This window comes from Lysinibacillus sp. NPDC097287 (assembly GCF_044761695.1).
GTDB lineage: Bacteria > Bacillota > Bacilli > Bacillales_A > Planococcaceae > Lysinibacillus.
In genome coordinates this window covers 69,596-86,632 of sequence record NZ_JBIWCX010000009.1, presented here as the reverse complement: position 1 = coordinate 86,632, position 17,037 = coordinate 69,596, and the positions used below count along the sequence as shown (strand labels likewise).

General features: G+C 35.4%; 18 protein-coding genes. 8 read left to right on the top strand and 10 right to left on the bottom strand.

Annotated features, from left to right (window positions below):
* The first annotated feature begins 1,242 nt into the window (after positions 1-1,242).
* On the top strand, positions 1,243-2,268 hold the full coding sequence (locus ACIQ2D_RS13950; protein ID WP_402864981.1) for an S-layer homology domain-containing protein: 1,026 nt from the start codon (positions 1,243-1,245) through the stop codon (positions 2,266-2,268).
* Between the two features lie 634 nt (positions 2,269-2,902).
* Here ACIQ2D_RS13950 and ACIQ2D_RS13945 read toward each other — a convergent pair.
* Positions 2,903-3,220 carry a thioredoxin family protein gene (locus tag ACIQ2D_RS13945; protein ID WP_402864979.1) on the bottom strand — a complete coding sequence of 106 codons (318 nt, stop codon included), beginning with the start codon at positions 3,218-3,220 and terminating at the stop codon, positions 2,903-2,905.
* A gap of 399 nt (positions 3,221-3,619) precedes the next feature.
* Positions 3,620-4,510 carry a LysR family transcriptional regulator gene (locus ACIQ2D_RS13940; protein WP_402864977.1) on the bottom strand — a complete coding sequence of 297 codons (891 nt, stop codon included), beginning with the start codon at positions 4,508-4,510 and terminating at the stop codon, positions 3,620-3,622.
* A gap of 113 nt (positions 4,511-4,623) precedes the next feature.
* Between ACIQ2D_RS13940 and ACIQ2D_RS13935 the strand changes: the two genes are divergently transcribed.
* Positions 4,624-5,178, top strand: coding sequence for a flavodoxin family protein (locus ACIQ2D_RS13935; protein WP_402864975.1), 555 nt, complete (start codon positions 4,624-4,626; stop codon positions 5,176-5,178).
* 46 nt (positions 5,179-5,224) lie between these two features.
* Here ACIQ2D_RS13935 and ade read toward each other — a convergent pair whose 3' ends face one another.
* Both ade and ACIQ2D_RS13925 read right to left on the bottom strand, forming a co-directional pair.
* Positions 5,225-6,967: an adenine deaminase gene (ade, locus tag ACIQ2D_RS13930; RefSeq protein ID WP_402864973.1), complete on the bottom strand. Its 1,743-nt coding sequence runs from the start codon at positions 6,965-6,967 to the stop codon at positions 5,225-5,227.
* Between the two features lie 206 nt (positions 6,968-7,173).
* The gene (locus ACIQ2D_RS13925; protein ID WP_402864971.1) at positions 7,174-7,593 is read right to left on the bottom strand and encodes a pyridoxamine 5'-phosphate oxidase family protein; all 420 of its coding nucleotides are present in this window, start codon (positions 7,591-7,593) and stop codon (positions 7,174-7,176) included.
* 156 nt (positions 7,594-7,749) lie between these two features.
* On the opposite strand from ACIQ2D_RS13925, the gene ACIQ2D_RS13920 reads away from it, so the two are divergent.
* A complete protein-coding gene (locus ACIQ2D_RS13920) occupies positions 7,750-8,376 on the top strand; it encodes a YczE/YyaS/YitT family protein (RefSeq protein ID WP_402864969.1) in 627 nt (208 codons plus the stop codon).
* A gap of 154 nt (positions 8,377-8,530) precedes the next feature.
* Here ACIQ2D_RS13920 and ACIQ2D_RS13915 read toward each other — a convergent pair whose 3' ends face one another.
* Positions 8,531-8,731: a cold-shock protein gene (locus ACIQ2D_RS13915; RefSeq protein WP_053583403.1), complete on the bottom strand. Its 201-nt coding sequence runs from the start codon at positions 8,729-8,731 to the stop codon at positions 8,531-8,533.
* Positions 8,732-9,094: 363 nt separating this feature from the next.
* Positions 9,095-9,268: a hypothetical protein gene (locus tag ACIQ2D_RS13910; protein WP_402864967.1), complete on the bottom strand. Its 174-nt coding sequence runs from the start codon at positions 9,266-9,268 to the stop codon at positions 9,095-9,097.
* 250 nt (positions 9,269-9,518) lie between these two features.
* Between ACIQ2D_RS13910 and ACIQ2D_RS13905 the strand changes: the two genes are divergently transcribed.
* The 3 genes from ACIQ2D_RS13905 to ACIQ2D_RS13895 all read left to right on the top strand — a co-directional run bounded on the left by ACIQ2D_RS13905 (position 9,519) and on the right by ACIQ2D_RS13895 (position 11,432).
* Positions 9,519-9,845 carry a transposase gene (locus ACIQ2D_RS13905; protein WP_402864965.1) on the top strand — a complete coding sequence of 109 codons (327 nt, stop codon included), beginning with the start codon at positions 9,519-9,521 and terminating at the stop codon, positions 9,843-9,845.
* 67 nt (positions 9,846-9,912) lie between these two features.
* Positions 9,913-10,404, top strand: coding sequence for a DUF3231 family protein (locus ACIQ2D_RS13900; RefSeq protein ID WP_402864963.1), 492 nt, complete (start codon positions 9,913-9,915; stop codon positions 10,402-10,404).
* A 218-nt stretch (positions 10,405-10,622) separates the two neighbouring features.
* On the top strand, positions 10,623-11,432 hold the full coding sequence (locus ACIQ2D_RS13895; protein ID WP_402864962.1) for an alpha/beta fold hydrolase: 810 nt from the start codon (positions 10,623-10,625) through the stop codon (positions 11,430-11,432).
* Position 11,433: 1 nt separating this feature from the next.
* Here ACIQ2D_RS13895 and ACIQ2D_RS13890 read toward each other — a convergent pair whose 3' ends face one another.
* Entirely contained in the window at positions 11,434-12,030 is a 597-nt protein-coding gene (locus ACIQ2D_RS13890; protein WP_402864960.1) for a class I SAM-dependent methyltransferase, read from the bottom strand.
* 40 nt (positions 12,031-12,070) lie between these two features.
* The gene (locus ACIQ2D_RS13885) at positions 12,071-12,574 is read right to left on the bottom strand and encodes a GNAT family N-acetyltransferase (protein WP_402864958.1); all 504 of its coding nucleotides are present in this window, start codon (positions 12,572-12,574) and stop codon (positions 12,071-12,073) included.
* Between the two features lie 297 nt (positions 12,575-12,871).
* Here ACIQ2D_RS13885 and aac(6') point away from each other — a divergent pair, with 297 nt between their 5' ends.
* A complete protein-coding gene (gene aac(6') / locus ACIQ2D_RS13880) occupies positions 12,872-13,306 on the top strand; it encodes an aminoglycoside 6'-N-acetyltransferase (RefSeq protein ID WP_402864956.1) in 435 nt (144 codons plus the stop codon).
* 534 nt (positions 13,307-13,840) lie between these two features.
* Here aac(6') and ACIQ2D_RS13875 read toward each other — a convergent pair.
* Positions 13,841-14,029: a hypothetical protein gene (locus ACIQ2D_RS13875; protein WP_402864954.1), complete on the bottom strand. Its 189-nt coding sequence runs from the start codon at positions 14,027-14,029 to the stop codon at positions 13,841-13,843.
* Between the two features lie 475 nt (positions 14,030-14,504).
* On the opposite strand from ACIQ2D_RS13875, the gene ACIQ2D_RS13870 reads away from it, so the two are divergent.
* Entirely contained in the window at positions 14,505-14,927 is a 423-nt protein-coding gene (locus tag ACIQ2D_RS13870; RefSeq protein ID WP_402864952.1) for a ferritin family protein, read from the top strand.
* A 293-nt stretch (positions 14,928-15,220) separates the two neighbouring features.
* On the opposite strand, the gene ACIQ2D_RS13865 is transcribed toward ACIQ2D_RS13870, so the two are convergent.
* A complete protein-coding gene (locus tag ACIQ2D_RS13865) occupies positions 15,221-16,882 on the bottom strand; it encodes a right-handed parallel beta-helix repeat-containing protein (protein WP_402864950.1) in 1,662 nt (553 codons plus the stop codon).
* Between the last annotated feature and the right edge of the window lie 155 nt (positions 16,883-17,037).

Here is a 17,037-nt window from a genome sequence, read left to right as displayed (position 1 = left end):
TAATATCAATGTTTACAAGGCACTGGTAACGTTCTTCCCTCCTCTGACTACGGTTTACCTAAAATAACGTCGTCGGGGTAAATTTTTAATTTCAATTTCTCCATAATTATCGCCCTCTATTTATTCAGGAATATTTATATTCTAAACTTTATTAATTATTTCTAAATAACTCTAATTAACCTTTTGAACATTGTAAATACCTTTTTTCTGAAGCTCCTCCGATCTGTTCATCCACAATGAAAAAACACCTGCCGTAGCAAGTGCAATTTATTTCGGTTCATTCCCTTTTAGTATTAAATCTTCTTTACGTTTAGCTCCTACCTTCGCTAGTATTTTAGGTACACTAGTTTGCATAACCAGCTTTCATAGTGCTTAAATTTACTAGTGTTTTTCTTCTCCTGTCAATCATTCTGACTTTATATCGTAATGATGAAAATGATACCGGCTTTAGTAGTTATCATTTCTGTAAGTGGTGTCTCAATACACTTAAATCCTTTCGTACATTTAGCTCATTAAATAAACCATTTCAATTTATAATAAATTTCTTCAAAAGTTGTCGCCAACTCAACCAAAAGATAATTATCAAAACAGCCAATCCTACGGAGTCTGTCATTTTCCATAATATAGTTAAGATAATTAAGATTGCTAGCGGAAGAATCGTCAATTTTAATTCACCTAAATCTTTCATGCCAACACTCTTCTTTCCCAAAGGATATTTTGTTTCCTTAATGAAAATATATGCAAACGAGAAACAATATTCTACAGTTTTCAATAAAAAATTTTCCGTTTATTTATAAGAATTATGGGATATAAATCATTGATGTGTTATATCCATAAAAATACACCACTACCTTTCTAGATTTTTTGTAGCTTGCAGCTATTTATTATTCAGGCAATAATTCGATTGGGTGTGCTTTTTATTACTCTGCTAGTTTCATAAACTTGATAACAACTACCTTAAAGTCTTTAATTGTAGCCTTTAGTGTAGAATGACTCATGTGAATGGTAAGGATAAATATCAGAGTTTTTCTAAATCTGATATTTATCCTTACTTTCTAGTAAATTCCAAATTAATCACTACCAAGCATTAGTAGTGTTTGAGATGAATTTAAAGGAAAACTAATCAATTCTACCTTTATATCGAAAAACATATAATATACAAACTATCCCCTATTTTAATTTGAAATCCTTAACAATATCTGACAAACTAATAATAGTAAGAACTAGAAAGGAAGAATGTTAATGAAAAAATTAGTGAGCATTTTCTTGCTTACAGTATTAGTTGTGGCGGGTAGCCACAAGGTAGAGGCGGCTGGTTTTAAAGACGTGACAAAAGATCACTTTGCCTATGATGCGGTGATGTGGGCGGCAGAATACGAAATAATTGATGGCTATTCAAATGGTACCTTCAAGCCAAATGCAACGATTACTGAGCAACAATTTGCTAAGCTACTTGCCAATTATTATGAACTAGAGGAAACCTATGATGAGCTAAAAAAACAAACACCTGCTGCCAACTGGTCAGATGACTTTTACAATCGCCTCGCTAGCTATGGTGTACCACTTAACGGCTATTTTGATAACAACATTCGCGGAACTGCCGTGAAGCGTGGTGTTGTGGCACAAGCAATTGCACACTTAGCTGAGGGTAAACGCGGGTTGGATGAATCGATCCAGTTTTTACTCGACTACTACATTTCAACAGGTCAAAATCCTAAATACGAAAATCGTGACTTGCAGAAATTTTTCGGTATTTCGAATAATATGACTCGTGCGCAAGTTGTAACATTACTTCATCGAATGGATTCAAGTAATTTTTATGATATATCTGAAGATGCAGATGAGATTTTCCAAAATGCAAGTAATACATCTATAAATACACGTGCAATAAATGCGCAAAATCAGCTTGATAAAAAAATGCAACTAACTACTGTAGGAAAAAGTCCATGGGCTGGTTCGTATAGCTTTTACTATAAATGGGGCAAAGGTTCGACCGATTATAATCGCCGGGATGCCATTATTTCAAATGCTTCAAGCAAAAGTTTTGACATCTCTATGACAACAAATGACGGTCTTGAGTTTGGTAGTGTGGAAGGTACGGCTACGATTACGGCTAGTAAAAAGGCTGTTATGAACAAGTCATCCAACGGCAACCGCTGCGTAATGGAATTCGACCTTCTAAATAATGCACTTAAAGTAACAGAGGTAGATTGTAGTGCAGAGCGTGGTGAGGGCACGAATTTTTCAGGGACATTGAAAAAGCAATGACTATGGCAGATTATACACAAGAGCTCTTTCACATGTAATAGAACAATGATAAAGCCAAGCCTCCAAGTGATTTTGGGGCTTGGCTTTATTATTGAAGTAAAATATTTAGGTTTTAAATAATCCCATCTTGTTTCTTTACCTGTTGCCAATGAAACAAATGCTGTCCTTTAATATTCGATCTTAGCCTATAACTCTATAAAAGTACTTTTTAGATTTCCAGTGTACACCCCTAAGAAAACAGAAAAACCTAGAGAAAATAAAGTAAACGCCAACCCAAACCCATTGTTTTGCAAGCTCGGCACGAACAACTATATTGCAATAAAAATAAGAGCAGTGCGAACCCTAAGGAATTACGAATCGGTGCAATCTCCGTTACCCCTGTATACACACCATTTAAAATCAATCCCAAATGCCCACTAACGGTTAAATGGCAATCTAAATATCGAATTATATTTCTCAGAGCAGCTACCGTTAGAACGTTATCAATATCATGTGTGATTGGTAGAGTGAATGACATTCCTGACATACCGAAAATTCAAAAAAGGCAACCTCATAACAAACTGAGATTGCCTTTTAGGATTTCATTTTTTTAGTGATCTCTAGCTTATTCAGTGAGATTAAATCTCCCAGTAAATTAGCCTTTCAATCCATCAATAAATGCTTCGATTTCTTGCTGTGTTTTACGGTCCTTACTAACAAATCGGCCAACTTCATTCCCTTTATTAAAGGCAATAAAGCTTGGAATACCATATACATCTAATTCAATACATTGATCAATGAATTTATCACGATCAATCTTAACAAAATGATAATCGGCATAATTTTCTTCTATTGTAGGTAATATAGGGTCAATTACACGACAATCTACACACCAATCTGCTGAAAAAACAAATATAGTATGTTCAGCATTTTTTAGTTCTTCAAATTGCTCAATCGATTGTAAATTTTCCATAAAAAAACTCCTTAATAACTGTTATTTATTCTAATAGTACCATATTCAAACAATGTTGTTCTTTAATTCACGCTAGTATTTAATCCCGATACTGAGGAATTGTAATTTAGAATAGCAGATTTGACTCGTTAAATCTGCTAATACGATAGGATTTGTTAAATATTCTTCTATATAATCGATTACCCGTCGAGCTGATAGGTTGGAGATTTTGTATCTGGTAATTTAAAATCTGGGTTCGTATAGCGCATTAAGTATGTCCCTGACACTAGCACGCAAAATGAAACAACAAATAACATACTTGCATAAAAAGCTACATATGGATATAAGTGCCAAACTACCTAACGTAATATTAGGCGAATACAGAATGGCTGTATTCTTACTTAAAATTGATACTTGACCTTATAACTTTTTATAAGTCTCCCGAGCAATCTCAATAAAATCTTCGAGATATGGCTGAATATGCTTATCTTTGTGCCAAGCAATATCAGTAAAAATCGGAGGTAATTGCATGACTGTTGGAATCTCTTTTAAGCGATAGTTTTCCAGTTCCTGCGCCACCACCATTTTCGGTAAAAATGTGATACCTAACCCCGCCATAACACATTGCTTTATAGCTTCGATACTCGCAAATTCGATCATTTGTGTTGGGTAGACACCTTCATGTTGTAACTGAACTTCCAATTGATTGCGGTAAGAACAGCCATTTTCCGTTAACAGTATCGTTTCCTTTTCTAGATGTTGTGCAGATAATGCATTATTTTGCGTAATGACCGCAGATGGCGCACTGATAAATATTAATTGCTCTTGAGTGAGCCGTTCTCGGTGTAACATAGGAGTAACCTTGTGCGTATCAGTAATGAATGCGATATCTAAGCTACCCGTCTGCAATAAATTTCTCGCAATTTCCGTCGTGTGTACGGGCTTAAAAATAATTTTAATTTGTGGATAACGTTGCTGAAATTGTTGTAAAATGCTTGGAAGACGGTAAACACATTGGCTTTCCTGCGCACCAATCGTTAACACCACATGCCCTAGCTCATTTGACAACGTTTGTTTCACTTCTGCATCTAACTCCAGCATTTTTTTGGCGTACTGCTGTAGGTGTTTCCCCTCCTCTGTTAATGTAATTCTTTTACCCAGTCGCTCAAATAACTTTACATCTAACTCTTCCTCTAAAGACTTTATTTGTGCTGTAATACTCGACTGTGCATAGCCTAATAGCTGCGCAGTTTGCGTGAAGCTTAACGTTTCGGCGGCTGTTGAAAACGTTTGTAAATGCTTTGTATCCATAGCTCCCACCCCTAAATCGTTTTTTTCGATACATTCTATCTAATAATTCATCTTTATCGATAATAAAAGGAAGTATACACTATTGATAATGCGAAATATAGAGGAGGATAAATTTGAACATCACAGCTTTTATTGGTAGCTCTAGAGAACACAGCAATAGTGAAATGCTTGCTGACCATGTATTAAATGGCATCCCACATCAAAATTTATTTTTAAAAGATTTAAATATTCAACCGATTCATGATTTACGCCATTCAAAGGAAGGGTTTCAATTCGTCGATGACGATTACGATCAAATAATTCAAGCACTTTTAACAAGTGATATTGTAATTTTCACTACGCCTATATACTGGTACAGTATGTCTAGTATTATGAAAACCATGGTTGATCGTCTGAGTCATGCAATTCGTGATGAACGCTTTCCGCAGCTAAAGGAAAAATTGCAGACAACAGAAGCTATCATACTCGCTGTTGGCGGAGATGAACCAAAAATCAAGGGATTGCCTATGATTCAGCAATTCCAATACATCTTTGACTTTTTAAAAATGCCCTTCCTTTCGTATATTATCGGCGAAGCCAACAAGCCTGGAGAAATTACCAAAGATGAACAGGCATTAACGCAAGCAACATTATTAAATAACCAGCTTAAAGCTCGAATAAATGTTTAATAAAAAACGACCTAAAAGCCGCATAGCTTTTAGGTCGTTTTCATCATCATGCTTCCACCGAAATATGCTGGAATGTTGTCACATCAAATAATCCTGTATCTGTTAGTTTTAAGGCTGGGATCACAGGTAACGCAACGAACGAAAACGTTAGTAATAGATGGAAGTCTAGGTTTGGATTTAGCTGATGCAATGCCTGATGTAGACCTGACAATTGTTCCTTTGCAATATCAGCTGTTGCATCAGTCATTAAGCCACCGATCGTTAACGGCATTTCTGCTATAATTTCACCTTCTGCAACGATGACAAAGCCACCTTGAATTTCTTGAATGCGCTCAAGTGCGAGAATCATATCATCATCATTTGCGCCAACAACTAATGCATTATGTGAATCGTGTGCAACTGTGGTAGCAACAGCACCTTTTTGTAAGCCGAAGCCTTTAACAATGCCAAGACCAGTTGTATGAAGCCCATGGTGTCGCTCAATAACAGCAAGCTTAAGTAAATCCTGTTCCACTGACGGCACAAAGACGCCATCTTTCACGGGTACATCTAACACTAAATGATTCGTAATGAGCTGATTTGGCACTATTTCCATGACATTGGCCTTTGTACCATTTGTAAACGGAATCGCTAACATTTCCTTTGTAATAGTCGGTAAATGTACTGATTCGCGAATGTGCGCAGGTACTACTGTTTTTTCACGAGTTGTTAGTATTTCACCGTTTTCAGCTACCTTGACCCCATTTTTCCAAACTGCTTTAGCACGCATTTCTTTGATATCCTCTACTAATACAAAATCCGCCTTATAGCCAGGTGCTAAAACACCACGGTCATATAATCGATAACATTCTGCTGCATTAATTGTCGCTAATTGTATGGCTTGAAGAGGTTCCATCCCTGCTTCAATTGCCATTGCAATATCAAAGTTAATGCTACCCTCATCTATTAGTTCATCAACGTATTTATCATCCGTGCAAAAGCCGAAGCGGCGTGCATTTGTAGCATTAACAGCTGGTAAAATATCACGCAAATTTTTCGCAGCAGAACCTTCTCGAATTAAAACGTACATCCCTTGCTTTACACGATCTAATGCTTCTACTGCAGTCACACACTCGTGATCTGTGTGAATTCCAGCAACACGATATCCTGTTATTTGGTCACTCGTTAAGCCTGCACAATGTCCATCTACCACCAAGTTTGCCTGTTGTGCTAGTGAGATTTTCTCAAGCATCCCCTTTTCCCCGTTTAACACTGCTGGAAAATCCATGACCTCAGCTAATCCACGTACATCTTCATGTGCAAAAAATGGTGCTAAATCTTGTGAGGCTAGCTTTGCCCCTGCATTTTCAAAACTTGTCCCTGGTACACTCGAAGGCAGCATCACAAAAATATCCAAGTCTGCTTTTTTGGCATCATCGAGCATAAATTGAATACCCTCTGCCCCTGCGACATTGGCAATTTCATGAGGATCTGTAATTACTGTCGTTACGCCATGAGGCACGAGCACGCGACTAAATTCAGCCGGTGTCAGCATCGACGATTCAATATGTATATGCCCATCAATGAGCCCTGGCACAACAAAATGGCCTTTCGCATCTTCTTCTTGCGCTGATTGGAAACGATGTTCTGAATCAAGTGCTACAATTTGTCCATTTTTCACGACAATATCTGCCTGTTTCCACGTCAATGTAATAACATCTGCTACCTGTGCATTACGCAAAATAAAGTCTGCTTCTATCTTTCCTTGAGATGTCAGTATATTTTGTGCAAGTTTTTGTTTTTCTATCATTCTGAGCACTCCCTTTTCCTCTTTATGAATTATCATGCAGGAATTAGGAGGTAGATTCAAGCATTGTGGACGATTCACGCTGTATTTGAATGTTTATCGGAATCGTTTTGTACTTTATCGGACATGTTTTTAAATTTATCGATCACAATCATTTGTATATCGCCCTTCATAAAAAACGACCACATCCCATGGTCGTTTTTACATTTTTATTCCGGTGTAAAAAGTAATTCTTTTGGTGGCTCACCTTTTTTGTTCATCAGGCGCATACGAATCGGCTCAATTTTTAACGTCAACATTTCATCTTTGTTGCCAAAGAAAATACCTGTGAAAAATTCAGCCAATTTGTTTTTTATGCCTTCATCCTCGAACGCTGTCACTTTCCCTTCAATCTCTACATATGCGTCACCAAATCCTTTATTTTCGTAGCCGTATAATATATGGGTATACGGATTTTTCATTAGTTCTTCAACTTTTTCAGCGTGTTTATTTGTGACCGTATATAACACAAAATCTTCATGCTGAAATGTCATGTAGCGGGAATATGGTTTTCCATTCTCAACCGTAGCCATCGTACCTACTTTTTCACGATTTAATACTTCTAATATCTCATCACGTACAGACGTCATTTCAACCCAACCTTTCACAATTATATTGCCCTACCTTCTTTATACTTAACATATTTTTTCGGAAAAATACGAATTAATAGTCTTCACCATTTTTCTTAATATGTTGCTATAATAATTCGTTGGACAACATGAATTTACAGAATGAAGGTATTTAATATGAAACAAGCATTTTTAATGAGATGCCTCTTTTTCTTTAGCGGCATCCTTCTTTTATCCTTTGGGATTACATTAACGATTAAAGGGCAAATGTTTGGCGTTGGCTCTTGGGATGTTTTACATATCGGGCTTGCCAAATCAATTGGTTTAACGATCGGTACTTGGTCAATTCTTATCGGCTTAGCGATTTTAGCATTTGATATGATCTTTACGAAGAAGTTACCGCTTCCTGGGACATTTATTGATATGTTTTTAACCGGAATTTTCATCGATATTTTCAACTACTTGCTCCCAGACATTGAAGGTGTTTGGATGCAGCTAATTGTTTATATTATTGGCTTGATTTTACTTGGCTGGGGTTGCGGTATGTATATGGTTGCCAATTTAGGAATTGGACCACGTGATACTTTAATGCTGTTTTTTGTCCATAAGCTTGGTTGGAGTGTTACCCGCTCTCGTACAACGATGGAAGTAACAGTTGCTATCCTTGGCTTTTTCCTTGGTGGACCAGTTGGTTTGGGCACAGTTCTGATGGCATTCGGACTTGGACCAATCGTTCAATATGCCCTTACTGTCAACGATCGCTTATTTACAAAATGGACTGGCGTGAAAAGCGCTGTCATATAAGAAAAAGACAATGCACTCAGCATTGTCTTTTTTACTTCATAACAACTAGAGTGTCAGACGTTCGTAGAATAATATGCATACCAAAAACGAAAAAAGAGGCACTCATATGGAGTGCCTCTTAAAGTAACTAGACGTGCTAGTACATTAGAAACGATTAAAGTTTGATAATGTTTTTAGCTTGTGGTCCGCGGTTACCGTCTTCAACTTCAAATTCAACTTTTTGACCTTCGTCAAGAGATTTGAAACCTTCGCTTTGGATCGCTGAGAAGTGAGCGAATACGTCTGCTTCACCTTCTACTTCGATAAAACCAAAACCTTTTTCTGCGTTAAACCATTTTACTGTACCTTGTTTCATTTAAGAAAACCTCCAAAAAATCTATTTAATATATAATTTCTTCATAAAAAAAATTCACATATTACAAAAAGTACCGAATAAACACGATTACTCTTTGTAATAGGCGAATTCAATGTTTCCAATGAAGAAACTAACTTATTAACCCTAGTATACATTAACCAAATTCTTTTGTACAGTAAAAATATTCAAACAAATCATTAGAACATCTTTATGTAAAGAGCACTACTGCACAAAGGCTACGTTATAATTGTTCAATTAAAGTGGTAAGATTTTTTGTTAAATAACTAAGATTATCTATATCTCTTTTTGAAAACTGACCATTCACACATTTCAGTTAATTCCGAACAAACCTTGAATACTCACTTAAAAATCTTCCTCAGTTGTCTTTTCACACACTTTACCAATTTCTAAAATCATACCATTAACTTTTGCCTTCTGAAATTTTTTTATGTATTCTTTTTTTCTATCATTGAGTCGTACATTTTCGTGCTTTAAGTACAAATTATCTGGAAAATCAATACAAAAACCTTTCGCCATCAAATCACTCCATAAATCGTTATCTATTAACACTATTATAAACATGTTTATATTATTTGACAATTATGTTTTTAGCTCACAAGAATAAATGTCTTTCGTACTGATGTAAAAGTAGGATATCGATTCGAATTCAAAGTCGATCGTATTTCACCAACCTTATATATTTTTAGGCTACAATCTGTTTATTCATCTAGTTATACGGCTATAAATAAGGAAAAATAGTTTTGTAAATGATGAAAGGTGTGACACTATGAAGGTTTTAATAGTCATTTCTAGCATTGCAGTACCTATTGTTATGTTTTATCTACAGAATCGATGGAAAAAATCCCGAATGATTTTTAATAGTATTGCCGTTATATCAATCATGATTTTTGGCAACATCGCAGCCACTTCAATATACCAAATCATAGTTGATGATGCAGTATTCATGACTACCATTCACGCTGTTTTCCTAAATCCTTTTTTCTTAATAACTGGAGCATATATTGGATTATTTATCATATACAGATTATTAATACTCACAGCTAAAGAAAAACCCCGAAAAACCAATTTTACTTTTTTAGGAAAAAATGAATAAATTTATTTCAATTGCACATCCTACTCTCTAATAAAAGAAATATTAATTTGAGATAGGAAGTGCAAGTATGAGATTACAAAATGAACTTTCACAAAGCGGTGAAGTTTTTACAATATGGAGTCATCTTGCTTCAAATAATGGATTTATAGTAGAGAACCAATCATTTTTCAATCAAACAACAGATAGTGATATGAAAAGAATAATCGTTGACTTTACTCACTGTTTAAAAGAGGAAAATAGACATTTAAAAAGGCAATTAATAAATATAGGCATCAAACCTACTCCCGCACTTACTGCACATTCAAAGGTGAAAATAAAGCCAGTCCGAGCAAAAACACGCTTGAGTAACACGGACATTAGCGCTGCACTTTCGATGAACATCTCTACTAGCTTAATAACAACGAGCACAGCTCTTGGAGAGGCCATTAGCGAAGATAACGTTAAGAGGTACGCCCAGTTCCACATGAAAAAAGCGGTACTTGGGGCTAAGTTGATTGAACTAAGTAATATTAAGAAATGGTTTCCTGCTCCTACTACTCGGTCAATTAAATCTAGATAAATACTCTATTGGCAGATAATCTTTTGAAGATTATCTGTCTTTTTTAATTTTTCTAGTAAAAGCGATACTTCCTTACAATCTGTATTAGATAAAAATCACCAATTAAAGGGCAATTTATAAAGAATAGAGAATTATATAGTAGATATAGAATTCTCTACTCCAACATTGTTAAAGCATGATCCAAATCCTTAAAAAGTCTAACTGAAATGAGGAAAAGTATGCCTAAAATAAAAGTTAACGACATTGAAATGTACTATGAAGAAAGAGGTAAAGGTTATCCAATCATTTTCATTCATGGTAGTGGTGCATCATGGAAGATGTGGAAACCACAAATTGAGCAATTTTCAAAAAAGTACAAGATGATTATGATTGATATGAGGGGTCATGGTGAATCATCAAAACACTTTCCAAATGATGAGTACTCGATGAAAGTAATTTCTCAGGATTTAAAGGCATTTTTAGATGTGATGAATATTGACAAAACGCATATCATTGGCCTTTCGCAAGGTTCTGTGGTCGCTCAACTATTTGCAATCCAGAATAGCAGTTATATTAATAGACTTGTTTTATCCAATGGTTACAGTGAAATTCCTACAAAAGCGTCTAAATGGGTATTAAATATTAGTAATGCAATTTTTAAATTACTACCGTATGACACAATCATCAATTTAATGTTGAAAGTTTATAAAGATGATGAATTGACCAAGAATGTTTTAAGAGATTCATTTTCAATTGATAAAGAAATGTTGCTAAAAATGAAAACCAGTGAATTCCCTACACATACAAATGAACTGCATCATATTACTTGTCCTACTTTAGTTATGTGCGGAGACATGAAGTTAATGGGAGTAGATGAAAAAAAGGCATCACTGGCTATTTATAAACATATTCCTAACTCAACACTTGCTGTATTCGAAAATGCATTTGACCCCTTAAGTACAATGAGATGCGAAATTTTCAATGAGATGATTTTAGACTTTCTAGAAGATAAACCATTAAATGAATATGAGAGTGTTAGCAATCATTAATCTACCTAATTCCTGTAATACATAGCCATCCTTTTTTTGTATCTTCTATTATATTCACTGTCTGGAATCCGATGTTTTCAAATAACTGTTGTATTTCTATTTTGGTTTTATAGGATTTCATATGATAATTGATTTTGTAAATCTCAGAAATAATTATAAATTGTCCGCCTTGTTTTAATACCCGAAATACTTCTTTAACATCAGATGCTAGATTTGGCCAAAAGTAATGTGTTTGGAAAGCAGTTATTTTATCAAAGAACTGATCAGGATAAGGAATGCTTGAAACGCTCGCTTTCCTTACAATTACTTTGCCTTTAGCTACATCTTCTTTATTAGCTTTTATGGAATTTTTCACAGCTTGTTTCGAAAAATCTATCCCATAAATTTTTCCGGCCCTATTGATTTTAGATAAAGACTGTATGGTTTTTCCACCACCACAGCCTATATCCAATACCACGTCTCCATCTTTTATAGCTCCACTTTGGATCACCCATTTAGTCATGCCACTATGTGCTGCATTCATAATACGTAACATGGTAGAACCTACAAAACCTTTTGGATTTTTGGCTTGTTCAATTAACCTTTGTAATAATGACATTTACTTATCCCTCCCCCTTTCCTGAGGTAACTACTTACTACTATTTAACTTGTCGAACTAATCCGTAGCCGCGATAAATTTCTTCCCAATCTAACGGACGTGTCATTAGTCTTTCAACATTTTCTAAAGCCTTAAAGCCAAATTGAGCATACAATGTATGTGCATCTTGTGTCCCTAAGTTAAAGTTTGTTCCCTTTAATTTTGGATCAGCTATAATAACACTCATTAACCACTTGCTAAGACCTCGACCTCGATATTCAGGTAATACAAATACATCCGAAAGCCATGCAAAACGCACAAAATCAGTTATTACTCTAGCAAATCCAATTTGGCGGTAATGATCGCTATTGATGTCCCCAACATAAATTCCGTAGCAAATACTAGAGTTTTCAACTGCCGCTTCCACCAATGCATAGTCAATGTCCTTCGCCCAATAGGATTCTTTACTTAAAAAGTGATGAATCACATCAATTTGCAATAAAGATTTATCTGTACATATTGAAAATCCTTCTGCATTTGTAATACATGTTGTACCTTCTTTCATTCTTATTACCTCTCTCTATTTTTAATTCTGTTAATATACCAAAATACATTTACAACAGTCAAACTTTTCTGATATTTCAGGCGGTTTATGTACATAGGAGAGAAATGATTTTTAATTACTTCAAAATACCTTATCTACATTCTTTCGAATCACTCAATCCCGCTTTTCGAAAGAAATAAAGCTATAATAAGGATACGTTTACAGGAAGCAATTAGTTTCAATAAAAAGATGTAAACAACTTTTGATACGCTCGCATTTGGCATGTCGTGTTATAAAGATATGAAAGAGGTCGTTTTGATGATTAAACAAGCTGTACAAGAAGATACACAAATAGCGGCACAATTAGCACTACTACTTTGGCCAAACCATACACTATCTGAATTTGCTGAGGAAATGGCTGAGTTTATCGCATCGGAAAGTGCAGCTATTTTCCTTGCGTTTCAAGGCACTGAGGCAGTCGGTTTTGCACAATGTCAGCTACGAACAGATTATGTAGAGGGAACAAATTCAAGCCCCGTCGGTTATTTAGAAGGACTTTTTGTCAAAGAAGGTTATCGGCAACACGGCTTTGCCAAACAACTTGTAACAAGTTGCGAACAATGGGCTAAAACAAAGGGCTGCAAGGAGTTTGCTAGCGACTGTGAACTAGATAACACTGAAAGCCTAGCAGTGCATTTAAAACTGGGCTTTTCTGAGGCAAACCGTATTATTTGCTTTACGAAGTCATTGTAATTGCAAATTGGAAAATTAGAAATAGCCTGTTAGCTTGAATCGCTAGCAGGCAACTCTATTATCATAGAAATTGTCTAAAGTAGGCTTGCCCGTGTCTCCATACTACCTGTAACAACAGCTTCGTAAATGACAATGTCGTTTAGTGGGAGCCCATCCTATCCTCCAATTTCCTCATCTAATCGCTTATACTCTTCTTTCAAGCTCGTTTTTTTGTCGCTTACCACTTCCGATAGCACGAAGAAATTGCAATGCAGACGCTTCTATCAGATCAGTTCCCATTCCTTTTTCATACTTCATCAACTTTAGGATATCCGCTTCGTAGTTAAGTCACTTATTTAACTATTCAAATTCAAAAAGTATACAAGTAACTGTAGAATTTTGTGCAAAAAGAAAAGAAATCACATTCTTATGTGATTAAAACACACAAGGACGCGATTTCTATTTTTTGTGGTGACCTATGAATACGGAAGTTTTAGAACAAATAGCAAAAAACTTAAGGTTATGTAGTACACTAAACTAAATATTCACTAATGTTTAATGAAAATAATTGTTGATTAAATCACGTTCTCTTTCAACCAATAATTGGTCTATGATATTGACTAACTCTTGTTCAATGCGCTGATTATTACCGTAAATAATATCAGCAATTGCATTTTTTTGACTTTCTCCGATTTGCACTCTTTCCAGTAGCGCCATGATTTCTTTTTTCGTAAATCCTAGCATTTATTTACACCTCTAATCTATTTCAAAATAAATAAAATCCCCCTGATGTTAGAACTAATAATTCAAATTTAAAAATAATACCTTTTTACTAATTATAGGATAAAATAGAACTATTAATCAATAGATTTTATATGTTCTTTTTTCCTATATATACATTGCACTTTATTTTGTTGTATAGTGTAAATCTACAACAAAGACTTCTAGTTCGAATATCATTTAGATTTTATTTTTCTTTTAACAAATCCGTTATACAACATTCCGCTTTACCAACTCAAAAAATAAAGAATTTTAAGTATAAAAACCGCAGTCTTCAAAAATAGCTTCTCCTCGATTAATTGGCACTATTGCAAGAAGCGGTTATTCATTGACCTAAAGTATTGAATCATGTATATATAAGGACAATTAATGATGATTAGGTTTTCACTTGAACATTTTTGCGCTACAATTCATACATTGTCAAAAAAGGTGTGAAAGAATGAATTACGCACTTCCCTCTTTTGATGTAAATTTTACAAGTAATCTTATGAAGGCTATTAATGGTGAATATCATGCGATTTGCTTTTACGAACAGTTAGCAAAGCAAGCCCCAAACGAAACCGTACAAAAACAAATTCTTGAGATTCGCCAAGATGAGATACGTCACTTCCAAGAGTTTTCTCATCTCTATATATGCCTAACAGGGCAACAACCTTCCACACACCTTACAGAACCATTGCCCTCTGACTTTCGTAGTGGTGTAGTAGCAGCTTTCAAAGATGAACAAGAAACCGTTGACTTTTATCATACAGTTGCCCGAAATATTCGGGACCCCTTCATACAAAATACTTTTGAGCATGCCGCTGCAGATGAGCAAAATCATGCGGTGTGGTTTTTGTATTTCATGACCCCTGTGTTGTAAATTATTTTAAACTTGTTACGATTTTTTGCTAAAATCTTCAGACGTTCAACTTCAAAATCATAGGCCTCTCATTCCTGCATTACCCGTAATATCATAATTCAAAACCAATTTCATTAAACATTTTTTGAATCGCTTAATAGCAGTTTAACGAGCCGAACGTCTTTCTTTCAAAAATAAATAAAGGATATTTTATATTATTTTTACATAAACATTCATATAGCGGGACCAAAAAACGAGTCGCTCCCAACTATTTGTTGAAACAACTCGACCCTTACTTATAATTTAACGGAAAGCTACATGGATTTTTTTATATTTTCATTTCGAATTATTGTATGGACTTCTTCTATTACAACATCTGGGATTTGAAATTGTTTTGATAATTCCTCTATATCGACGGCTTCTGGTCCACTAATAATGTTCACGATTCGATCTACCTTCTCCTTTGATACAGATGGCATCGAGGCAGTATTGACAATTCTTGAGGAGGCGTCACGTTGCCAGTTTGCCTCATTATGATGTCCTCGAACGTATACATTGCTATTTTCTTGTACAACTGCACCTAATTTAACATTAGCTAAATTTGTATTGATAATCTCAATAAGCGATCCATTAGTGACTGCAAAAAAAGTACGTTCTGTTTCATCGACTAAGCCATTTTCTACACGTCCAATCGATTTATCCGACCACAGAATAGAATACGGTCCTTGAAAACAATCGTTAAATTGACTGTTTGAAATTTCAAAAATAGAGTCAATGCAAGAAATCCCGTTGCCTTGTATATGTGAAAAAGTACAATTATCTGTGAATAATCGACAATTATTTAAATACACCAAATGACTTTTAAGTTCACGAATTGTCGTATCCTTAAGCGTAATTTTCGCATGTTCATTACCAAAAATACCACCAGACTGACCTTGATGAATCACTGTATTATCCATTTGTAAGCCACTCGAATCTACAATCACATGAAACAGTTTATGATGTGTGACTTCACTTTCTGTCACAAGAACATCAGCTTCATTGACAAGATGAATACCAGTTGCACTTCCGTTCCTCACATTGCATTTACGTATTTCAGCTCTGCTATTTTCGATAAATATTTGAGGCTTCACATGACCATAGACCTCACAGTCATATATGATAGCCTTGGACAGTTCCCCTACATAGATTCCCTTACCAGGACCATCTGCAAAGACAGAGTTCACAGCCCGCAACTCACTTTGATAAACAATGACATCCGTACTTCTATGTTGTTTTACCTCGCAATTATCCATGACTACCTTAGAGTCTTCCAATGCTTGAATTCCAGTGTCCTGCCCTTGATGAATCAGCGTGCTTTTTACCGATAATGAACTGTTGGCTAATAGAATTTGTGCCTTGTCATGCCCGTGTATCTCACAATCAACCAAATCCATTTGTACATTTTTTAGCGCAAAAATCCCGTTCGCTTTCCCTTCTAATAACTTACTACGCGACATCGTGAGTTCACTATTCTGCACAATGATTTGCGCTTTAGAATGATGTTGAATCGTAGAGGTTTCCAGCATAACACTTGATCCATTATCAATACGTAATCCGTATTGAGTGGCCGAGTTACCTAGTATATCTACATTCTTCATCGCCAAGCTACCATAGTTAACGGTTACTTGCGCATTTCCAGTTTGCTGTTCCACGACACAGTTCTCTAAATGGAGATTTCCTTTAACATACATGCCTCGCCCCTGGCTAAAGCGGATATTACACATTTCAGCGTTCACATTGTAACGAATGAATACACTGCCCTTAATCGTGACATCCCCTTTTCCGTAAAGCTTTAGGCGTTTCGAAACGTCAACGATCTCCTCATAAATACCACCGTTAATTTCTATCTGATCACCGGCTTCAGCATCTTGAATCGCTTGCCCAATCGTCTGATAGCGATATAAAAGACTTTTCTTCACAATAATTGTCTTCATAAACACGTCCTTCCTGTCTAAAAAGCATTGTATTCCATCCACATTTCCACCAATATCCTAATAAACAGTATATACACTATGGACTATATGTTATTCAACGAATGAAATGCTTATTCTCGATTAGAGTTAAAGTTCAGTACATAAAAGAAATGAGC